Genomic DNA, 19,824 nt, shown 5'->3' on the forward strand with positions numbered 1-19,824 from the left:
TTCCAATATCGCCCGGATGATATTGCTGGAAATGGCTCAAGACCGCCTCTGGTTTGCGTTTGATGATGTAGATACAGATGTTTGTGTCGAGCAGGATCATCAAAAATCCTCCCGATTTTCCAGCTGGGGTTGTTGACGATCAGTCATAAAGTCAGGAGAAAACTTATCCAGGCTAGAAAACAAAGAGTCCCATGAGCCGGACATGGGGATCAACTGAACCACGTTGCCGGTCTGCTTAATGTAAACTTCTTTGCCGTCCAAACGAAACTCTTTTGGCAGTCTGACTGCTTGGCTTTTGCCATTTTTAAACAATTTTGCGGTTTTCATAAACACCTCCCATAAAATATATATTCATAGTATATACTTTATCGGGAAAATGGCAAGTCTGTAGTGTGGTGACAATATACACGTGTTAAAAAACTCGATTCCAGATTCCAGGAGAAACGTTGGAATTTAATAGCGCGCGAGAGACTAACGTAAGCCATTATTTCCCTAGCGCAATGCAAGAAACACCCACGATGTGGTATTAGCAGAGGATCAGTGTCTTCCAAACGGTTTATTACCAGAACCCCCGCTGGGACCCCTACCCGGAGTTGCCCGTCGACAAACTCTTCGAGGAGGCAGCTTCCGAGCTCGACGCCAAGAACCGTTGTCATCTTTCGGCCGAGTTCCGGATGCGAGCGCCCGTGAAACCTACTGATTCTATACAGATTTTCCTGGAGTTGATCTGCCGCCACTTTAGCGGTCAATTCAAGCGAAGAGAGATTAGAGAAGGCTTAAAAGGTCGGATTACATAGGGTCGCCGCTATGACTCTTCTGATCTTCTTTGCTTTGCAGCCTTATTGAACATTTTTTTTAGAGCATCAAGAGATTCCATGTGGCAAATAAAAACAAATGTATCTTCCTGTTCAAGTTTTGAGTTCTTTTCGGTCAAATGAAACTTGTCATCCCGATAATAGAAAATCGCCCGGGTTTTTTCCGGCAGTTCGAGTTCGTCAAGATTTTTTCCAGCGTGATCCTCATCGATTGAAACAGCATACAGACGCACATCGTCCTTAATGACCGTGGAGAGCTCCAGCGAGTCAACACCTGAGGCCATGTCGGCCAGATAGCGACCAATGGTCCGTGAAGGGATGATAGTATCTTCAAGCCCGAGCTCCAGGCAGATGCTTTCAAACTCCAGGTCATGAATATTGACCACCACCCGCTTGAAGCCCAGCGATCTTCCGACCAGACCGGCGATGATATTGTTCTGATCATTGTCTGTAAGACAGAACAAAAAATCTGAGTCCTTGGGATCTGCCTCTTCAAGGATATGCGGACGACTTCCATCGCCAAGCAGAAAACTGCAATCGAGGCTCTCGGAAAGATCGTCGATTTTACTCTTTTGAGATTCTATGATAATGACCTCATGCCCTCGTTTCATAAGCAACTTGGCAGTAGATACGGTCAATTCCCCTGCTCCGACAAACACAATTCTCATGATTCCTCCACACGTAATCCAAACCAGGTTCGTGGATAGAGCATGACGAGCCATGCCATGATTTCAAGCCGACCCAACAACATATTGACGGATAATGCTGTTTTTAGAATGCCGGGCAAATTAGGTCCGACGACTCCGGAAGAAAGCCCTACCGTTCCCGTCGCCGAAACCACGTCGAAAAGTGAATCAAGAGGGTCATAGCCACATATCAGAAAAAGAAACCAGGAAGCCGTCACTGCCGCAAAAAAAAGGATAAAAAAAAGCAATGCCTGGCGGATTTCCCCTTCTTCGAGGTGCTTGCCTCCCAGGCGTTGATCCAGAACAGCGTGCGCCGGCAGGCAGGTTTTCACCAAACTTAACTGGACCAGACGCAGAAGTATGAGAAGACGCAGCACTTTGATGCCCCCGGCCGTCGATCCGATTCCGCCACCGATGGCCATAGAGGTAATCAACACCAATTTGGAACCGGCATCCAGTTCTCCCAGATTGAGTGTGGTGAAACCAGCGGTTGACTGGGCCGAAAGAGCAATCAGCGGACCATGGTAGAGCGCTTGTTGCCAGGGCTGATGCATGAAGAAGTACAGGCAGGCACTCAGAATCAGGCTCATCGCCAGGGCGATGAAGATCAACGCGCGTAACTGCAGGTCACGAAACAGCTCTTTCCATTTTTCACGCCACCCCTGGTAGTAGAGCAACAGAGGCAGAGCGCAGGCGAAACAGGTAAGAATCGTTATCCAGGGTATCAGCCCGCTGGAAAAATGCCCGAGACTGGCGTCGTGAGGAGCGAAGCCTCCGGTAGAAACCGCCGACAAGCTATAGACCACTGCATTGAAAAATCCACTGCCCGCCAGCAGCAAAATAAAGATGCCCAAGCACGTCAGCGCAACATAGATGACAAGGATATTTCGTGCGTAAACCTTGGTGCCACCAACCAGATCATCTCTGATGTCTTCTGTGACCGCCAGGCTTTTGGCGGTGATCCCTGGACGCAACAGCAGCGCAAGAGACAGAATCAGGATTCCCAACCCGCCATACCATTGCATCCAGGACCGGGCAAAATGAAAGACCAGGGGTTTGTCTTCGATCGTTGCTAACGTGCTGAGCCCTGTCGTGGTCACAGCTGAAATCGCCTCAAATAGCGCGTCGCCGAAGGAGAGCCCTGATCCCATCATCGGATACGACATCACCAGCGGAATAACCAAAAATGTGGTTGCAGCCAAAACCATCGCTTCGTTGGCCTGAACACGACGAGCAGCGCGTATCCGGGCCAGAAAGATCCCAGAGCCGGAAAGCACAGCTATAACCACGCCATAACGCAGAGCAATGGCAAATTCAGCTGTAAAGAGCGCAACCGCCAGAGGCGCCAGGGTCAGAAACGCCACCACAAGGCTCAACTGACCAAAATATTTGCCGATCACCCGCAGGCGAATGGCATAGCTCAGTTCGATGGATTGTTTACCCACCAGGTCTCCGAATCGATTTTTTTTATTGGTTACAAGCTCGAACTAAAGTATTGAGATTATTTAAAATTAGCATTCATATGGGCTGTGTCAAGATGGGCTGGAAAGAATTATGGGATTTGATCCGAGCCGCTGCTGACCATGGGTTAAAAAGGAGAATGAAAATCTAGGAATAAATTAGGCGGGCACCGATTCTGCTGGACCTGGCGGCAAAGCTTGCGGTTGATAAAGAACTGACAGATAATCTTTCCAGAGCCCGAGCTGCAGAAAAAGAGTGTCCACCTACTGGCCAGAAACCCCACGACCACAGGAGAAGCATTATGAACAAAACAGATTTAATTGAGGCGATAGCGACGCAGTCAGGGTTAAGTAAAGCCGCAGCAAATGAAGCACTGACGGCAACTTTTGCATGCTGTTTGACAGGCAAAAAACATGAAAGAATTTGATCCTGTGGCTTACAAAAAAATGGTCAAATCTTTCCAGGACAGAAATGATCCCACTGGTTGGTTTGACAGTATCTACGCCGATGCCCAGGGAGACCCTCGTGCTGTTTTCTGGGCAGACCTTGAGCCTTGTCCATACCTTTTAAAATGGCTGAATGACTGTACTTTTAAGCATGAGAACCGCAGGGCGATTGTGGTTGGGTGTGGGGTTGGTGATGATGCTGAAGCATTAAGCGAGGCCGGCTATGAGGTAACCGCTTTTGATATTTCTCCTGAAGCGATACGTCTATGTAAAAACCGCTATCCAGAGACCAGAGTCAACTACCTTGTCGCAGACCTTTTTGCCTACCCGTCAGAGTGGGCTGAACGTTTTGACCTGGTTTATGAATGCAACACAATTCAGGTCTTGCCCGGCAAGTACAGAATTCAGGCCCGAGATGCAATGGTCTCACTGCTGGCACCGCAGGGCTATATTCTTGTCTCATGCCGAAGTCGTCTCAAGGGTGAGCAGGAAGATGACATTCCCCTGCCTCTCGATAAAGATGAGATAGATGGCTTTATCCGCTGTGGTCTAAGTGAAAAGAGCTTTTACGCTTATGAGGACACCCAGGATCCCCCCGTCCCGCATTTTTTTGCCTCTTATCAGAAGTGAGTTTCCCTCAGCCGTCCATCGTGGATCGTGTCTTATTATTTGCTCTGGATTATCTGGAGGGATGAAATTGGTCTGGGCGGGCAGTTACTGGAAACCCTGCATTGCCAGATAATCCCACCTTAGCTGGCGGTGGGATTATGTGTTGTTGAGTTATCGAACTGTCAATTGTCACAATTGCTATTTTTCTTGGTATTCAAACCGCATAATGCTATCTTACGAGTAAGATACATATATGGAGGCAACTATGGCAACTTTAGCTACAACAAAAATGTCCTCTAAGGGGCAGGTCGTCATTCCCGATGAGGTTCGTAAGCGATTAAACCTCAAAGCAGGCGCTCAGTTTGTGGTGGTTGGTGACAATGATGTTGTTATCTTGAAAGCCATCACTCCCCCGTCTATGGACGAGTTTGATGGCCTGATAGCCGATGCTCGCCGTAAAGCTAAGTCAGCAGGTCTTAAAAAGTTGGATATTGAGAGTGCCATTGAAGAGGTTCGGGGCAGCAAGTGAAACTCATCCTTGATACCAATGTGTTGATCTCGGGGATTTTCTTTGGTGGACCACCGGGTAAAATCCTCCAAGCATGGCGCGATGGTCGATTAACACTGATTCTATCTCCAGAGATATTTGATGAATACCAGCGCGTAGCCGGTGCGTTGCACAGAAAATTTCCACTCGTGGATCTGACGTCATTGCTTGAATTAATTGTCGTAGAAGCGGAAATGGTTCAACCCGATGCCCTTGATGACGGGGTGTGTGCCGATCCTGACGATGATAAATTTATCGCTTGTGCTTTGGCTGCCGGATCAAAACTTATCGTGAGTGGGGACAAGCACCTTCTCGATGTTAACGGTTATCGTGGCATTGAAGTTCTTAAACCGAGAACTTTCATCGACCGGCATCTGCTCAATTGACTTCTATGGGTTAGCATTCGCTTGTCCGCTGAGTTTTGTATTATCGGAAAACCCCGCCGGCATCGCCAGGTGGGGTTTTCGTGTTCTTATAGTTGTGAATTGTGAGATATCAACCAATTTGAACGTACTGCCTGCCGTTAAAGGCCAATCGCGGCGTAAAACGGCCTTGGCTGACCCCCTCCTTGCTGGATATTACTCATTGCTGTCGAGCTCATGAAGTTGTGCGATAATATTGACGAGCATTTCACCTTTTGAAGTGAGGGAGTAAACCGTTTTTGGAGGTATTTCGTTGAACTTCTTCTTGTCCAACAACTCATAGGCCGTCAGTTTTCTCAGCCGCTCTGATAAAATTTTTTTAGAAATGCCTGTGATGGTTCTTTCAAGGGCACCGGGTCGATCAGTGCCACCTTTTACAGCCATAAGGACGGACACAGACCACTTGCATCCCACAACCTGCTCAAGGCACTCGTAGTCTTTTCGCAATCTTCTTTGATTTTTTTCTGTCATGAGAATCACTACTTTACACCATATTGTTCCCTGCCTACCAAAAAGTGCCCTCTTTTCAAGATCTTACCAAAAGGGTATTGTTTGGTCAACCCGCTGGATGAACCAGCGGAGCGTAAGCTAAAGAAAGGAGCCCAATATGAACAAAGCAGTATTTTATCATGCCGGTTGTCCGGTTTGCGTTGAAGCTGAAAAAAAAGTGGCGGAAGCAATCGATAAAGACAAATACTCGGTGGAGATTGTCCACCTCGGAGAAAACAAAAGCCGTCTTGTTGAGGCTGAGCAGGCGGGTGTTAAATCCGTGCCCGCACTGGTTCTGGATAGCGTCCCGTTCCATATCAATTTCGGAGCGAATCTGTCGGCATTGAAGTAAAGGTTTGCTACGTATTCAGAGCCTTCCTGCGTCTGCGGGAGGGCTCATTGTTGCCCACCGAGATAAGGTTTTTAAAACGGATACCCGTCGTAAACATACCTGTTGCCCCCCCTTATAGATGACCTATGGAATTTCAAATAGATGTAGATGGGGTATGTGGAGTAAGTCTAGCGAGAACAAGAGGATTTGACAATAACTCCGAAGCGGAGACCTCTGCACGAACGACATAGTTTGCCTGATATCCGCATGTCAGAGGCTGTTTTCTCGTCTCTTCTTCGGCATTTAATTTGATGGCGTCTCCATGAGGTGGTCAACAAAACCTTCCTATAACTCCTGCAATATCAGAAATCCCGTTGGTCGATCCGAGCGGGATTTTGGTGTGTTTATGTCAGTGATTTATCGATTTGATATTTCCCTTGGCAGTTAGTGATAGTCCTCTTCGAGTTGGTGCCGGACAGCTAAAATAGTGATTGTCTTATTGTCCTCAATGTCAAAAAGAACGACATACCCCCTTGAACCAAAAGAAATGATCATTTCGCGCAATAGGGGATCATCAGGAGTTGCCTTTCGGCAGGTGAAGGGGAATTCTTGTAGAAATTCGATGCCCTTATGGATAGAATTTAGTGCTTTTCGTGCAGCATCAATGTCCCGTTCAACAAGAAAACCATAGAGCCGAACAAGATCATCTTTAGCTGCGCGGGTATAGCGAACCCGATAATTCACTTGTCCCTCTTGGTTTCTGCTTGAGCAAGGATTTCGCTCAGTTCACTCAAGACATCTTCTGCCGAGTAATATTCCCCAGTCCGTCGAGACTCGTCCCTTGCAACCAAACCCCTGGAAATAAACTCCCGGTGGATCTTCCGGTGCTGGATGCCGGCCCGTAAAGATTTTTCCATAAAACCGGACAAGGTTTCCCCTTCACGCAAGACACTTTCAGCCGCTTGGCGTAGTTCGGGCTCAACTCTTAGAGAGGGGATTGTTGCTGATTTCATCACGTACCTCCTTGCGTTGCATTTGCAACTCATTCTATCGAATTTCAATTCTGGGGACAATGGAATTTAGTGGCCAACATGTAAAGATTTTAAAGAAAACCCAACGATAAGGAAATCATGAGCGTTTGATGGATTGTTGATGGTGAGTTATGGGACAGTTTTTTTCAACGTAGAAGTCCCCGGCGCTGCGCGGCTTTATCGCACAGCTGTCGGGTTAGGCCGGTTGGGTGATGTCAAGACGCTTTTTATTTCGCTGCACTCTATGCCTAATTGTTGAGTGACACCACATCGTGGACCCTTTTTAGTGCCAGGACATCGTCGACTCAAGGACAAAAACAGGATGATTTGTGAGCTTTTCACCATTCACTGTTATGCCGGTCAATTGTGAGTCAAGCGTATAGCAGCGCAGCGCTTGATTGCTTGACTTCGTAAACAATCCTTGTTTTAGGATTAAAATAATGTTAGATATTCGTTGCTGATTTTCCACGCATTTTTACTATCCCCGCTCGTCACCCTTCAGTTTATCAGAGCTTGGAATTAATGGATTAAGCATCTCACGACCCGAGCAACTGCTTGTCATACCAAACTGTAAGTCAGCAGGCGCGCATGAACCACTTAGGGGTTATTTTAAACTCGGGCAGTACGGTTTGTTGTGCCCTCTGAGACAACTAGATCGGCTACGGCTGTTTCCAAATTGATCCTGCGACATTGGAGCTCAAAAATGATGAACACCACAGAACAGAGCACAGAACACTTTCGGAAAATATTATGGGATCGGCTTCAGCGGTTGGATACCCATTCCGGCACTGGCAATACCGAATTTCATACAGTAACAGAACGACTGACGATTCAAATTGCTTTTAACCGTTTGGACAATAATGAATACAACAAATGTATCAAATGCAACGGCATCATTGCCGCCACAAGATTGTTTGCGAATCCGACAGCATTAACCTGTGATGACTGTGATCTGGGAAAAACAGCCTGATACATCAATAAACTTATGGCACAACAATTGACTTCAACAACCACAGATCCGCAAAGAGATGAACGCCTTCATCTTGAGTATGTTCAGAACCGCCTTGAAGAAGCCATTAGCCGGATCGACACACGTCTTAAGCAATATCGGCAGAACATTCAGGATCAGAAAAACTACCTGTGGGAAAGCAGGGCGGACATGGATCATGTGGAAAAAGTTACCACGCGCCAGTCCATCGAGCAGATGTTGATGACCGGCGAAACCATTCTGGTCCAAAAACAACAACTACAGAAGCTGGCCCGCTCCCCCTATTTTGGGCGCTTTGATTTCACCGCCATCTCAGATTCCAAACCCGCCGGTTTTTATATTGGCGTAAACCATTTCTACGATGAAGGCACCAGGGAACATTTGATTTACGATTGGCGGGCACCCGTTGCCACTCTTTTTTATGACTTTGAGATTGGTCCGGCGGCTTACCAGTCCCCCTCCGGCAGGATTGAAGGCACCATCAGCTTAAAACGTCAATTCCGGATCCGCGCAGGTGTGATGGAGATGATGCTGGAAACGGATCTTCACATTGTCGATGATGTGCTGCAAAAAGAACTGGCCGGATCAGCTGATGCGGCCATGAAAAATATTGTGGCCACCATTCAGCGTGACCAGAATGCGATCATTCGCAACGAAGATGCCCCGACGCTGATAATTCAGGGTGTCGCCGGTTCCGGCAAAACCTCCATAGCTCTGCATCGTATCGCGTTTTTGCTGTACCGTTTTAAAGAGTCGCTCAAATCTACCGACATTTTAATTATTTCTCCCAACAAGGTGTTTGCTGATTATATCGCCAATGTACTGCCAGAACTCGGGGAAGAATCTATAGCTGAAATCGGCATGGAAGATTTAGCGCACAGCTTGCTCGACAACAAGGTTCCGTTCCAGACCTTTTTTGAGCAGACTTCCGTTCTTCTTGAAACCAATGACGAAAAGATAAAAGAACGTATCCAAAATAAATCATCTGCTCAGTTTCTGAAAAAACTTGGTGAATACGCTGACTATATTGAGAAAAGCCGCTTTACGGCACAGGATATTGTCGTTGCCGGCCACCCTGTGCCTGCCTGGTTTATTGAAAAACACTTCAGCCGCTATCGAGGGCTGCCTCCTGCTCAGCGGATTACCGAGGTTGTTAAGGCCGTCGAAGTCAACATGGGGATCTATTACAATGTTGATCTGGGTGCGGAAGATAAGCGTCTGGTGCGGGCAGCACTCAACAAGATGTATCAGAAAAAAAGCCTCAACCTTCTCTATAAGGAATTTTTTGACTGGCTTGGCAAGCCTGATCTCTTTGTCCAGGCCAAGGGACGCAAACTCGAATATGCTGATGTCTTCCCGCTGATTTACCTGAATATGCGCCTGGAGAACGTTGACAACCCGTACCGTGCGATCAAACACCTGGTCATTGACGAAATGCAGGATTATACGCCGGTGCAATTTGCCGTGCTCGCCCGCCTTTTCAATTGCCGCAAGACGATCCTTGGCGATGTCGCACAAGCGGTCAACCCTTACAGCGCCTCACAGCTTAAGGATATTGAGGGGGCATTTACCGATGCGACCTTGATGACCCTGACCAAAAGTTATCGCTCGACCCTGCAGATTATGGAATTTTCTCAGCAGATTTGCTTTAACCCGCAACTCATACCAATGAGACGTCACGGTGACGTACCGACAGTGCACCGGCTGGGGTCAGCAAAAGAAGAAACCACATGGCTTAAAACCTATGTGACCGATTTTATCGCCTCAGAGCACAGCAGCCTGGGGATTATCTGCAAAACCCAGAAACAGGCGCAACAAATCACCAATGCCTTAATAAAGAATGAAATCAATGCTTGCTTACTTGACCCATCCAGCCGGGTCTTTTCAACCGGAATTATCGTCTGCAGCGCCCATATGGCCAAAGGTTTGGAATTCGACCGCGTTGTTATTCCCAGCGTCAATACAACGAACTATCACACGGAAATGGATCGCAACATGCTGTATGTTGCCTGCACCCGTGCCATGCATAGGCTGATTCTGACCTATACCGGAGATCCTTCGATATTTTTGAAGTTTGGAGAGGAGTAAAAAGCGCACCCTTTACAAGGTGCGGATCATATATTTTTCTTCAGTAACTGTCTGATCTGATCCGCTAAGGACAGGTCAGCATTGTAGCCGCCGATTTCTTGTAACAATTCAACAAGCTGTTGTCTTTCAGTTCTGAGAAGAGCAACTTCCGAACGCTGGCAGGATGCCGCATGAGCTTCACCAGCGTGACCGCATTCAGGGCAAACGTTTTGAGCAGAGATCGGGGAAGGTGACATAGCGATCACATTGAAAAGCTCCTGTTCACTGTGGCAGCGATGACATCTTCCTTTGGTTTTAAATCCGATATTGATACTGGCAGCCAGCATCCCTGCGCATTCGGCGCATACATCTTTTCCTACCCAGCTTTTCATTCTTCATACTCTTAAGTCAGTCGCCCAAAAGGCCATGACGTTGAAAATGTTGATTTACGCAGCACAAACCGATTAACTCGAAGAGTCCACAAAAACTACTTTAATTGTGAACGGAGTTCAACTATGTCAATCATCAGCATCCAGACAGAGTCAGCCATATCTGCCAAACATAAAGAAAAGCTTATAGCACAACTAACGGAGATCATGAAAGAAGTTGCCGGTAGCAATCCCGAGATTGTTCACGTGATATTTGACAACGCAACGGAAAAATCCAGTTCTCAAGTCATAGCGTCAAAACAGGAAAATAAACCGGAAAAAAAATAAATCGGATCAAATCTACATTTTTCTTTTTTAATGTGAAACATCATCAATTTCGATCTGTAGCGTTCCAGTGGGTGCGCTGAGGTACCCCTTTTATTGACGCTGCTGTCGCTGACAATTTGATGAAATACCTTTTTTGACTATTTTTGTGTTTTATTCACTTATGCTTTGTCTGGAATGTCCGTATGGTCGGCGTCCTTGTTCCCCGTTGGGTCATCCCTGACCGCTTGTTGGCGCCGTCCTTGGCGACAAAAACACCCTTGCCACAGAAACCCCGACCCTGCGCAAGGACAGTGGTGGATAGTTACAAATCTACAATGGTAGTTGTAGTCCTTAAGGGTTGATTATCCAACAGATTATATGTGGACTTGACCTGCATGCTAGCAGCTGCTAGCATTTTGAAAAACAGGAAAGGGGTACAGTTATGACCAGGCAACTCAATTTAAGGGTGGATGATGAATTTGCCGAGAGGCTGGAAACTCTATCAAAAAAAATCGGTAGGCCGATGGGAGCCGTGCTTGAGGCGATTGGCGCTCCGGCAATTGAAGCAGCCGAGGCTGATATTCAGTTTGAAGCAGAAGCACTTGCGGCATGGGAAGAGTATGAATTAACGGGCATTTGTGAACCTGCCGCAAAGATTGATGCCCTATTCGATCATGCTCTAGCTCGGGCTAAAGCTGTTTCGGAGAAGAAAAGAGGATGACCCGGGAGGTGGTCGCCACACCTTTGTTTGCTCGTCGATTGAAAGAATTTCTTGACGAGTATGCTGAATTGGGCGCGGTTCGTTTTGTCGAACGCTTGCAGCAAAGCTATCGGTCAATGGCAGAGAATATCTCCGCGTTTGACGAGATTGCCCCTGTAAGAAGAAGGTCGGTCCAAGGCAAAAAGATAACGGTGAGGGAATATGTGCTGGATGCCGGCGCCCGAAATTTCCTTGTTCTTTACTGGGTACCACCTGACTCAGCTGAACCAATACTTCTTTTGAATATGAGGATCGGTGGGCAAAATCGTTTTTGCTGGAAAGAAGAGTTTCATTGACCGCTCTAAAAGAAATGAATTAAGGATCTGGCTATCTTCCGGATTGCAAAACAACAGGTAGTGTCCAGATTATAGCGTATTTCAGGAAAAGCCCTCGGTCCCATGACCGATGGGGAGTCATTGCAGAGCTCCCTATTATGATCGCAATAGATATCAATGTGCTGTTGCGATATCTGCTTGAAGATGATGCCCATCAGTTTCAAAAAGCGGCTAAATTGATTTTCGGGCAGCAGAAAGTTCTGGTGACTGATGTCGTGCTGGTTGAAACGATCTGGACACTGCGAGGGAAAAAGTACCAGCTGAATAAGGACGAATTGGTGGCTGTTCTTCAGTCGCTGTTTCAGGAGCCGAACATAAGGTTTGAAGATGGTCAGGCCGTATGGGTGTCCCTCACTAATTACCGAAACGCAAAACCGGTGAAGGGAAAAGAAGCCGATGTTACTGATGCTCTGATCATCAACAAGTCTAAGCAAGTCGCCACTAAGGAAAAGAAGCTTTTTGAGGGATTGCAACGAACTGCTCGCCTGGACAGATCGCCGCGTTTTTTACTTGTCACCACCCACAGAACACGAAACGCCCACGGATACCAAATCGTGGGCGTTTCTCGTAGACCAGCACTTGTTGAACACGAAAATTCCCGCTTGGCGATGCCGCTGGTGATTATAGGCAATGCAGGAAAAACACTCTATTGCTTCTGTCTGAACTTCGGGATTTGCAACTATCGTCTAATTAATACAGAAAGACATCAATTCGGTGACCTCATGAACTCAACAACGGCTCGAATTTCATCATCTGAAAGAAAAGCTGCATGGCCACGCGCCGGCATGTTGCCGATACCCTTGATGGCATTTTCAACCAGCATGTCAATATCTGCCAAAAAACGGGAATCTCCGGGCTTGGGCGCACCCATGACTCCTCGTTGATGGCAGGATGCACAGTTGCTGTTATAGGTTGCAGCAGCAGGATTGTCCATCGCAGTCATAATCTGATGCGTCCTGGCGTGTGCGTGCTTGGAAGAGAGCAGATCTGTGCTGTAGAGCGCAAGGCAACAAGCCAAGAGGGTTAAGGTAGGGAATGTTTTTGTCATTTTGATTTCCACTGTCAATTGGGACGCACATCATTGCATACGACCCCGGAAATTAGAACCGCAATTTTTAATATCGGCGCCGGCTGGCTTGATAGCGCCAGTCCGATATGATGCCAAGAGCATCGGCAAGAGCATCGGCAATAGCATCGGCAATAGCGCTGGTGGTTCTTGGTCATACGAAAATAAGCTCGGCAAAATAGTTGACAAATCTAGTCAGAGATAATAGATATGAAAACCGTTTTCAAGACAATCACTAAAGGAGCGATCAGATATGGCCAGATTTACAGCCCCCAAAGGGAAGATCGTACGCCGTTTCGGCGTAAATATTTATGATAACGACAAGTATGATCGCTTGCTGCAGCGGCGTGAGGATGGACCTGGGCAGCATGGTACCAAACGGTTTAAAAAACTCTCAGACTATGCCCTGCAATTGATCGAGAAGCAGAAACTACGGCACAGTTACGGATTATTGGAAAAGCAGTTTCGTCAGGTGTTCCACAAAGCACAACGGATGCAGGGGGTGACTGGCGACAACATGCTGGTGCTGCTTGAGACTCGTCTTGACAGTCTGGCGTTTCGTGCCGGTTTCGGCCGTTCGCTTTCGCAGGCGCGGCAGATGGTCAACCATGGACATCTCGTGGTCAATGGTCGTCGGGTGGATATTCCGTCCTACCAGGTCAGGGAAAGTGACGTCGTCTCCTTGCGCGAGCGTGAAACTAGCCGGGCTTTGGCCGCTCGCTACCTGGTTGAAAACCCACGCTTTTCCGGTGGGGAGTGGTTCACGGTTGACCGCGAAGCGTTGAGCGTCAAAGTGAATCGCATGCCGCAGGCTGACGAGATTAACAGCCCGGTCAATGAAAAACTGATCGTTGAGTACTACTCAAAGTAATTTTTTTACAGAAAGCAGGAACAAAATATATGAGTGTGTTTTTTTATCTCGGGTCGATTGTTCTCGCCAATATCCTGGTACACTCCTTCGGTCTGCTCACAATCCTCGGCCTGACCTTTCCGGCTGGAGCGATCGCCATCGGCTTGACCTTTTCGGCCCGAGACTTTGTGCAGCAGCGCTATGGCAAGTTCGGCTGCTGGGGGTGGATGTTGATCGCATCGGTGATCACCTTTGCATTTAATCAACAACTTGCACTGGCCTCGGTCAGCGCCTTCTTCATCGCTGAGTTCAGCGACTGGATTATCTACACCAGGACCAGTGGCGGTATCCAGAAGCGGCTTCTGTACAGTAACCTGGTTTCGATCCCCCTTGATTCGGTGGTGTTCGTTCTGCTCGCTTTCGGTCCGGTCTGGCCGGCAATGATTGGGCAGACGGTCATCAAGATGCTCAGCAGCCTGCTGGTGCTACCGCTGTTCAAGAACGGCAGGATCCGATCGGTCAATTCAGTTTTCAGCGCGGCTGATTTGCCGTGAGCTGAAATTGTATCCGCGGGTTTTTGCTTTTAAGTGACGGACCCGGTGGTAACGATGGAGCTGAATAGCAACTCACGCCGCGCTGCGCCGTCTTGTCATAAAGCAACTTTTTTAAGTTACCCAGAAGTTACTATTCTTTTTGCCATTATGATGATCATCGAGCTCCAATTGGATTTATCCATCAGGTAATTTTTTGGATAGTTGACCCAGCATCTCCTGCAGGCCGGTCAGTCTGCGGGTGACATTGCGGTTCCTGATGGCCATACCCAGGGCTTTTTTCTGCCCGATCATCACCACCAGTTGTTTGCCCCGGGTCACGCCGGTATAGACCAGATTGCGCTGCAGCAGGGTGTAGTGCTGCATGGCTAAAGGAATAACCACGGCCGGGTATTCCGAGCCCTGGCTTTTGTGGATCGAGGTGGCATAGGCCAGGGCGACTTCATCAAGCTCTCCAAACTCATAGGGGATCAGCCGCCCGTCATAATCGACCGTCAGTTCTCCCTCCTCCATGTCGATGGCGCTGATGGTACCGATATCGCCGTTAAATACCTCCTTGTCATAATTATTGACCATCTGGATGATCTTGTCGTTCGGTGAAAAGGTAGTGCCGAAACGGGTGACCTTGGGTTCGGAGGCGCCGTTGAGTTGTTGTTGCAGATCCAGGTTTAAGGACCGGGCACCGAGACCGCCGCGGTTCATCGGGGTCAGTACCTGAATATCCCGCACCGGGTTTAAGCCAAAACGTTTGGGAATCCGCTGCGTGACAGTGCGCAATAAAATCGCGTGAATTTCTTCCGGCGTCTCTGCCGGAATGAAGTAAAAATCCCCCGTTTTATCCTGCTCATGGGGCAAGGGCATCTGTCCCTGGTTGATGCGGTGGGCGTTAACGATAATCTTTGACGCGGCGGCCTGGCGGAAGATCTCGGTCAAGCGGACGGTTGGAATGACGTTCGAGGTGATCATGTCAGCGAGAATCATCCCCGGCCCCACGGAAGGGAGTTGATCCACATCCCCCACCATGATCAGAGCGGCCGTTTCTGGGATCGCTGCCAGCAAACGATTCATCAGCACCACATCCACCATGGAGGATTCATCGAGGATCACCAGTCTGGTCTCCAGCGGGTTATCGCGGCCGCGTTTAAAACCAAAAATGCCGGGATCAAACTCCAGGGTCCGGTGAATGGTTTTGGCTTCCAGGCCGGTCGATTCCGTCAGGCGTTTGGCTGCCCGGCCGGTAGGGGCACAGAGGGTGGTGGGAATGCGCTTGGCCTGGAGAATCTTGAGGATGCTGTTGACCAGGGTGGTCTTGCCGACTCCGGGGCCGCCGGTGATGATGGTGACCTTGCTGAATAACGCCAAACAAATCGCTTCCTGCTGTGATGTCGACAGGGTCAGGCCGGTTTGTTCCTGCACCCAGGGCAGGGCGTTGTCGGTGTCGATCTGCCCCCAGGGCGGTTTGCCCTGCAGCAAACGGTCCAGGTGTTCCGCCACCCCGGTTTCGGCCCGGTACAGGGGGGTCAGGTAGAGACAGTCAACCGCGTTGAGCTGGCGGGCGATCAGTCGCTCTTCCGCTACCTCAAGGGCGACAGCTTCCTCGATCACCGTAATCGGAATCTCCAGCAGGGCGGCAGCATCAGCGATCAGTTTCTCCCGGGCACAGGCGCAGTGACCGTCACCGGAGAGTTCCTGCAACACATGGCGCACACCGGCCTGGGCGCGGATCAGGGAGTCAGGGGGAATACCAAGTTTCTGCGCCAGGGTATCAGCGGTTTTAAAGCCGATGCCGTGGATATCCAGAGCCAGGCGGTACGGGTTTTCGGTGACCTTGGCGATGGCCTGTTCTTTGTAGGTTTTGAAGATACGCACGGCGCGGGCGGTGCCGAGGCCATGGGACTGAAGGAAGACCATGATCTCGCGGATCACCTTCTGATCGGCCCAGGCCCCGGTAATCCGTTCCATGCGCTTGCGCCCGATACCGGGCAGTTGCAGCAGGTAGTCCGGCGTCTCTTCAATAACGGTAAAGACCTCTTCACCGTAAGCCCCCACCAGCACCCCGGCAAAGTGCGGTCCGATGCCTTTGACCATCCCCGATCCGAGGTATTTCTGGATCCCTTCCAGGGTGGTGGGAGGAACGATCTGCAACTGCTTGGTTTTAAATTGCAACCCATGGGTGCGGTCATTGTGCCAGATCCCGGTGCACTCGACATATTCCCCGGCGCTGACGGACGCCGCCGAACCCACCACGGTGACCAGATCGCGCTGACCTCGCACCTTGACCTGGAGAACACAAAAACCCGACTCCTGCGCATGAAAGGTCACCCGTTCAATGGAACCGGCCAGGCGTTCCAGGGGGTTGTCGGGATGGTGGGCCATCAGCTCAGCGGTTCCAGACAGTCGCGGCTATCAAAGCGGGGATTGTTGATCTTGGTAGAAATCGGGATCGCCTCCAGCAGATCGGCAGGGAAGGGGGCGTAGAGGGCTTCAAGCTGTTTTGCCTCGGTGATCTGTCGATCCAGCCACTGGTCGTACTCAGACACAGACAGAACCACCGGCATGCGGTCGTGAATCTTTGCGACCAGGTTATTGGCCGAGGTGGTCAGGATACTGCAACTGTCGATTGTCCCTTCCGCTCCCTGCCAGCTGTCCCAGATCCCGGCGAAGGCGAGCAACTCGCCGTCTTTTCGATGAATATACCAGGGCTGCTTGCTGCCGTTTTGTTGCGACCACTCGATAAAACCTGAGGCGGGAATCAGACAACGGTGATAGTGGATGGAATTACGGAATGACGGCTTTTCATGGGCGGTCTCACTGCGGGCGTTAATCATTTTATTGCCGATGGCAGGGTCCTTGGTCCAGTGGGGGATCAACCCCCAGCGCAGCATTCCGGCGTAACGGGAGCCGCCACCATTCTGCCGGATCACCAGCACATCCTGGGTCGGAGCGATGTTGTAGCGCGGAGCGATGGAAGGAACATCGTCGACGCCAAAGCTCTGCCGGATGTGCTCTGTGGTTGAGGTGAGTACGAAGCGTCCGCACATAGGTCATCCCCTGCCAAAAGATCAGAGTGGATAAGGAAAAGCTGCTCTGTTTAGGATACCGTTTGGGTACGACTCTGTCGATCAAGAACAAGTCCGCAAATCAAGTTCCCAGTATAATGCTCCCGGCAGGGGGTTGTCATAGTATGGTGGAACCTGACGAAAGCCGAGGCGTTGATACAGACTGACCGCCTCGGTCAGTGTCTCCAGGGTATCCAGACGCATGAGCATATAACCTCGTTGCCGGGCAACGGTGATGATTTGTTCGGCGAGCTTTTTCCCCAGTCCGGTACCCCGGCCAGCGGGTTTAACGAAGAGGCGTTTCATCTCACAGATGCCTTCTTCCCATTTGCGTAAGGCAACGCAACCGACCGGCTGCTCGTTCCTCAGTGCCAACAGCAGAGCGCCATCCGGTGGGGCATACTTGCCCGGCAGATTAGCGAGTTCCTGTTCAAAATTCTGAAAACACAAATCCACCTGGAGGAACTGCTCGTATTCGCGAAAAAGATCGCGCATCATGTCGAGTTCCGTGGTTGATCTTGCTTCTTGTATGATCATGCTTGCTCGCTGAAAAAGAGGGAAAAAGTCGGGCTGCCTGCCACACCTTACTGGTCAGAATATCACAGGAAATCACTGTTTGGTTTAAGCCCTAGTCAGTTCCGTGGGAGGAAAATTATGCATCATCTCAAATTCTCTTCCCGTCAGCAGAGGGATCTTGTTTCCTGATCTGATCAATCAGGGCATCCCGAAACCGATCAAACAGTCGATTGGCCTGCATAAAATAAAAAAACCCCTCGTGCGGAGGGGGGGTGCACGAAGGGTTTTTGGGAAGCTATGTAGCCCCCTTGATTTGAAGATTACTCCAACTCAGGATTCGGGGGCAAGCAAAAAAAGACAGAAAAATTACATCAATCTACCCTGCAGAAGTGACTTATTGTGTCACCTCGTGGTGCTACTCCATGCTATATTCCTCTCAGGAGATCAATATGCAAGCCATTCTACTCGGTCGGGCCGATCAGGTGCCGCCGGAAAATTTGAATATCCCCCTGTTCCTTGACCGTGTACCCGCCGGGTTTCCCTCGCCGGCGTCCGACTATTGCGAGGGCAGTCTGGATCTGAACGAGCTGTGTATCACCAAGCCCGCCGCCACCTATTTTGTCCGGGCAGAAGGGGAATCGATGGTCGATGCCGGGATCTTTCCCGGGGATGTACTGGTGGTGGATCGCTCTTTGGAGGCCCGCCATGGCGATGTGGTGATTGCCGAATACGGGGGAGAGTTGACGGTGAAAAGGCTGGAACTCAAGCCGACGGTGCGGCTGATGCCGATGAACAAAAACTATTTGCCGTTGGTGATTCCCGAAGGGGAGGAGTTACAAGTCTTCGGCGTCGTTACCACCGTCATCCATTCCCTGCGCAAACCATGACCGATAACGTCTTCGCCCTGGTCGACTGCAACAACTTCTATGTCAGTTGTGAGCGGGTGTTCCGTCCCGATCTGAAACAGGTTCCGGTGGCGGTGTTGTCCAATAACGACGGTTGTATCATTGCCCGCTCGCAGGAGGTCAAGGATCTGGGAGTCAAGATGGGGACCCCGCTGTTCAAGGTCAGGGATCTGATCAAGGAGCACAACATCCGCATCTTCTCCAGTAACTACAGCCTCTATGACAACATCTCTACCAGAGTGATGCAGACCCTGGAAACCTTCTCGCCACGGGTTGAGATCTATTCCATTGACGAAGCCTTTCTGGATGTAAGCGATAGCTCCCATCGTGAAACCTATGGCCAGCAGATCAGGCAAACGGTTATCAAGGACGTGGGTGTTCCAGTCTGTGTCGGTATTGCCCCCACCAAGACCCTGGCCAAGCTTGCCAACTATGCCGCCAAAAAATTCAAACAGACCGCTGGCGTGGTGGACTTGACCGATCCACAGCGCCGGCAGCGGTTGCTCGACATCACCCCGGTATCTGAAGTCTGGGGGATTGGGCGGCGGCATACCGAAAGTCTCGCCCGCATCGGTATCACCACCGCCGGCCAGTTGGCGCGCATGGATACCCACTTTGTCCGCAAGCAATACTCCGTGGTCATGGCGCGCACCCTCATGGAGCTGAACGGCGAATCCTGCCTGGATCTGGAAGAGATCACCCCGGCGAAAAAGCAGATTGTCTGTTCCCGCTCCTTCGGCGAAAAGATCAGCGACAAAAATCAGGTCCGCCAGGCCCTCTGTGAGTTTGCCGCCCGTGCCGCCGAAAAGCTCAGAAAAGAGCATCAACGGGCAACCGTCATCACCGCTTTTATCCGCACCAGCCCTTTCGATAAAAACGCACCCTACTACGGCAATGCCGCTACCGGTCGTTTTTTTCAACCAACCTCCGATACCCGGCAGCTGGCCGGTATGGCCACCAATCTGTTTGAACGGATCTGGAAAGAAGGTCATCGTTACGCCAAGGCCGGTGTCATGCTGGGGGACTTTACCCCCGAACAGCAGCTGCAATACCCCCTGTTTGCTCACTCCGAGGATACCGACACCGCTGATCGACTGATGCTCGCTATCGACAGCATCAACAACACCGGTATCGGTAAGATCTGGTTCGGCGGGCAGCGCCCGAAGAAAGACTGGTACATGAAGCAGGATCTCAA

At 49.9% G+C, this 19,824-nt stretch carries 25 protein-coding genes; 14 read left to right on the plus strand and 11 right to left on the minus strand.

All coding sequences use genetic code 11. From position 1 onward, the window contains the following. Positions 1-99: 99 nt before the first annotated feature. The 3 genes from vapB to AC6F7T_RS03555 all read right to left on the minus strand — a co-directional run bounded on the left by vapB (position 100) and on the right by AC6F7T_RS03555 (position 2,946). Positions 100-327, minus strand: coding sequence for a type II toxin-antitoxin system antitoxin VapB (vapB, locus tag AC6F7T_RS03545; RefSeq protein WP_500716600.1), 228 nt, complete (start codon positions 325-327; stop codon positions 100-102). Positions 328-805: 478 nt separating this feature from the next. Continuing rightward, a complete protein-coding gene (locus tag AC6F7T_RS03550; RefSeq protein ID WP_500716601.1) occupies positions 806-1,483 on the minus strand; it encodes an NAD-binding protein in 678 nt (225 codons plus the stop codon). Beyond that, positions 1,480-2,946, minus strand: a complete 1,467-nt coding sequence (locus AC6F7T_RS03555) for a potassium transporter TrkG (RefSeq protein WP_500716602.1) — start codon at positions 2,944-2,946, stop codon at positions 1,480-1,482. The genes AC6F7T_RS03550 and AC6F7T_RS03555 overlap by 4 nt, the downstream gene beginning before the upstream one ends. 317 nt (positions 2,947-3,263) lie before the next feature. Here AC6F7T_RS03555 and AC6F7T_RS03560 point away from each other — a divergent pair, with 317 nt between their 5' ends. The 4 genes from AC6F7T_RS03560 to AC6F7T_RS03575 all read left to right on the plus strand — a co-directional run bounded on the left by AC6F7T_RS03560 (position 3,264) and on the right by AC6F7T_RS03575 (position 4,950). Beyond that, positions 3,264-3,389: an HU family DNA-binding protein gene (locus tag AC6F7T_RS03560; protein WP_500716603.1), complete on the plus strand. Its 126-nt coding sequence runs from the start codon at positions 3,264-3,266 to the stop codon at positions 3,387-3,389. Beyond that, positions 3,376-4,038, plus strand: a complete 663-nt coding sequence (locus tag AC6F7T_RS03565; protein ID WP_500716604.1) for a methyltransferase domain-containing protein — start codon at positions 3,376-3,378, stop codon at positions 4,036-4,038. The genes AC6F7T_RS03560 and AC6F7T_RS03565 overlap by 14 nt, the downstream gene beginning before the upstream one ends. A 244-nt stretch (positions 4,039-4,282) precedes the next feature. Next, entirely contained in the window at positions 4,283-4,546 is a 264-nt protein-coding gene (locus AC6F7T_RS03570; protein WP_500716605.1) for an AbrB/MazE/SpoVT family DNA-binding domain-containing protein, read from the plus strand. Further along, entirely contained in the window at positions 4,543-4,950 is a 408-nt protein-coding gene (locus tag AC6F7T_RS03575) for a putative toxin-antitoxin system toxin component, PIN family (RefSeq protein WP_500716606.1), read from the plus strand. The genes AC6F7T_RS03570 and AC6F7T_RS03575 overlap by 4 nt, the downstream gene beginning before the upstream one ends. 192 nt (positions 4,951-5,142) lie before the next feature. On the opposite strand, the gene AC6F7T_RS03580 is transcribed toward AC6F7T_RS03575, so the two are convergent. Then, positions 5,143-5,457, minus strand: a complete 315-nt coding sequence (locus AC6F7T_RS03580) for a winged helix-turn-helix transcriptional regulator (RefSeq protein WP_500716626.1) — start codon at positions 5,455-5,457, stop codon at positions 5,143-5,145. A 136-nt stretch (positions 5,458-5,593) separates the two neighbouring features. Here AC6F7T_RS03580 and AC6F7T_RS03585 point away from each other — a divergent pair, with 136 nt between their 5' ends. Further along, positions 5,594-5,827: a thioredoxin family protein gene (locus AC6F7T_RS03585; RefSeq protein ID WP_500716607.1), complete on the plus strand. Its 234-nt coding sequence runs from the start codon at positions 5,594-5,596 to the stop codon at positions 5,825-5,827. A 423-nt stretch (positions 5,828-6,250) separates the two neighbouring features. On the opposite strand, the gene AC6F7T_RS03590 is transcribed toward AC6F7T_RS03585, so the two are convergent. Both AC6F7T_RS03590 and AC6F7T_RS03595 read right to left on the minus strand, forming a co-directional pair. Continuing rightward, positions 6,251-6,550 (minus strand): type II toxin-antitoxin system RelE/ParE family toxin, encoded by a 300-nt coding sequence (locus AC6F7T_RS03590; protein ID WP_500716608.1) that lies wholly within the window; start codon positions 6,548-6,550, stop codon positions 6,251-6,253. Next, the gene (locus AC6F7T_RS03595) at positions 6,547-6,819 is read right to left on the minus strand and encodes a YlcI/YnfO family protein (RefSeq protein ID WP_500716609.1); all 273 of its coding nucleotides are present in this window, start codon (positions 6,817-6,819) and stop codon (positions 6,547-6,549) included. Before AC6F7T_RS03595 ends, AC6F7T_RS03590 begins: the two co-directional genes overlap by 4 nt. Before the next feature lie 721 nt (positions 6,820-7,540). Between AC6F7T_RS03595 and AC6F7T_RS03600 the strand changes: the two genes are divergently transcribed. Further along, positions 7,541-7,807, plus strand: a complete 267-nt coding sequence (locus AC6F7T_RS03600) for a hypothetical protein (protein ID WP_500716611.1) — start codon at positions 7,541-7,543, stop codon at positions 7,805-7,807. Between the two features lie 15 nt (positions 7,808-7,822). Further along, positions 7,823-9,913, plus strand: a complete 2,091-nt coding sequence (locus AC6F7T_RS03605; RefSeq protein WP_500716612.1) for a 3'-5' exonuclease — start codon at positions 7,823-7,825, stop codon at positions 9,911-9,913. Between the two features lie 26 nt (positions 9,914-9,939). On the opposite strand, the gene AC6F7T_RS03610 is transcribed toward AC6F7T_RS03605, so the two are convergent. Continuing rightward, positions 9,940-10,284 carry a hypothetical protein gene (locus AC6F7T_RS03610; protein ID WP_500716613.1) on the minus strand — a complete coding sequence of 115 codons (345 nt, stop codon included), beginning with the start codon at positions 10,282-10,284 and terminating at the stop codon, positions 9,940-9,942. Positions 10,285-10,407: 123 nt separating this feature from the next. Here AC6F7T_RS03610 and AC6F7T_RS03615 point away from each other — a divergent pair, with 123 nt between their 5' ends. From AC6F7T_RS03615 to AC6F7T_RS03625, 3 genes are all read left to right on the plus strand, one after another. Further along, positions 10,408-10,608, plus strand: coding sequence for a tautomerase family protein (locus tag AC6F7T_RS03615; protein WP_500716614.1), 201 nt, complete (start codon positions 10,408-10,410; stop codon positions 10,606-10,608). Positions 10,609-11,029: 421 nt separating this feature from the next. Further along, entirely contained in the window at positions 11,030-11,308 is a 279-nt protein-coding gene (locus tag AC6F7T_RS03620; RefSeq protein WP_500716615.1) for a hypothetical protein, read from the plus strand. Next, positions 11,305-11,643 carry a hypothetical protein gene (locus AC6F7T_RS03625; RefSeq protein WP_500716616.1) on the plus strand — a complete coding sequence of 113 codons (339 nt, stop codon included), beginning with the start codon at positions 11,305-11,307 and terminating at the stop codon, positions 11,641-11,643. Before AC6F7T_RS03620 ends, AC6F7T_RS03625 begins: the two co-directional genes overlap by 4 nt. Positions 11,644-12,388: 745 nt before the next feature. Here AC6F7T_RS03625 and AC6F7T_RS03630 read toward each other — a convergent pair. Next, positions 12,389-12,730, minus strand: a complete 342-nt coding sequence (locus tag AC6F7T_RS03630; protein ID WP_500716617.1) for a c-type cytochrome — start codon at positions 12,728-12,730, stop codon at positions 12,389-12,391. Between the two features lie 271 nt (positions 12,731-13,001). Here AC6F7T_RS03630 and rpsD point away from each other — a divergent pair, with 271 nt between their 5' ends. Together rpsD and AC6F7T_RS03640 are read left to right on the plus strand one after the other, a co-directional pair. After that, complete coding sequence (gene rpsD, locus AC6F7T_RS03635; protein ID WP_500716618.1) at positions 13,002-13,619, plus strand: 30S ribosomal protein S4; 618 nt, start codon at positions 13,002-13,004, stop codon at positions 13,617-13,619. Between the two features lie 29 nt (positions 13,620-13,648). Beyond that, the gene (locus AC6F7T_RS03640; RefSeq protein WP_500716619.1) at positions 13,649-14,152 is read left to right on the plus strand and encodes a VUT family protein; all 504 of its coding nucleotides are present in this window, start codon (positions 13,649-13,651) and stop codon (positions 14,150-14,152) included. 174 nt (positions 14,153-14,326) lie between these two features. Here the strand turns inward: AC6F7T_RS03640 and recD2 are convergent, their stop codons facing one another. From recD2 to AC6F7T_RS03655, 3 genes are all read right to left on the minus strand, one after another. After that, a complete protein-coding gene (gene recD2, locus AC6F7T_RS03645) occupies positions 14,327-16,525 on the minus strand; it encodes an SF1B family DNA helicase RecD2 (protein ID WP_500716620.1) in 2,199 nt (732 codons plus the stop codon). Then, positions 16,525-17,190, minus strand: coding sequence for an SOS response-associated peptidase family protein (locus AC6F7T_RS03650; protein ID WP_500716621.1), 666 nt, complete (start codon positions 17,188-17,190; stop codon positions 16,525-16,527). The genes recD2 and AC6F7T_RS03650 overlap by 1 nt, the downstream gene beginning before the upstream one ends. 81 nt (positions 17,191-17,271) lie before the next feature. Next, positions 17,272-17,745, minus strand: coding sequence for a GNAT family N-acetyltransferase (locus AC6F7T_RS03655; RefSeq protein WP_500716622.1), 474 nt, complete (start codon positions 17,743-17,745; stop codon positions 17,272-17,274). Between the two features lie 428 nt (positions 17,746-18,173). Here AC6F7T_RS03655 and umuD point away from each other — a divergent pair, with 428 nt between their 5' ends. Both umuD and umuC read left to right on the plus strand, forming a co-directional pair. Next, a complete protein-coding gene (gene umuD, locus AC6F7T_RS03660; protein ID WP_500716624.1) occupies positions 18,174-18,611 on the plus strand; it encodes a translesion error-prone DNA polymerase V autoproteolytic subunit in 438 nt (145 codons plus the stop codon). Next, positions 18,608-19,824 (plus strand): translesion error-prone DNA polymerase V subunit UmuC (gene umuC, locus AC6F7T_RS03665; RefSeq protein WP_500716625.1); only part of this gene is annotated, 1,217 nt, incomplete at its 3' end. The genes umuD and umuC, both read left to right, overlap by 4 nt.

The sequence above is a fragment of the Pelovirga sp. genome, from assembly GCF_059864205.1.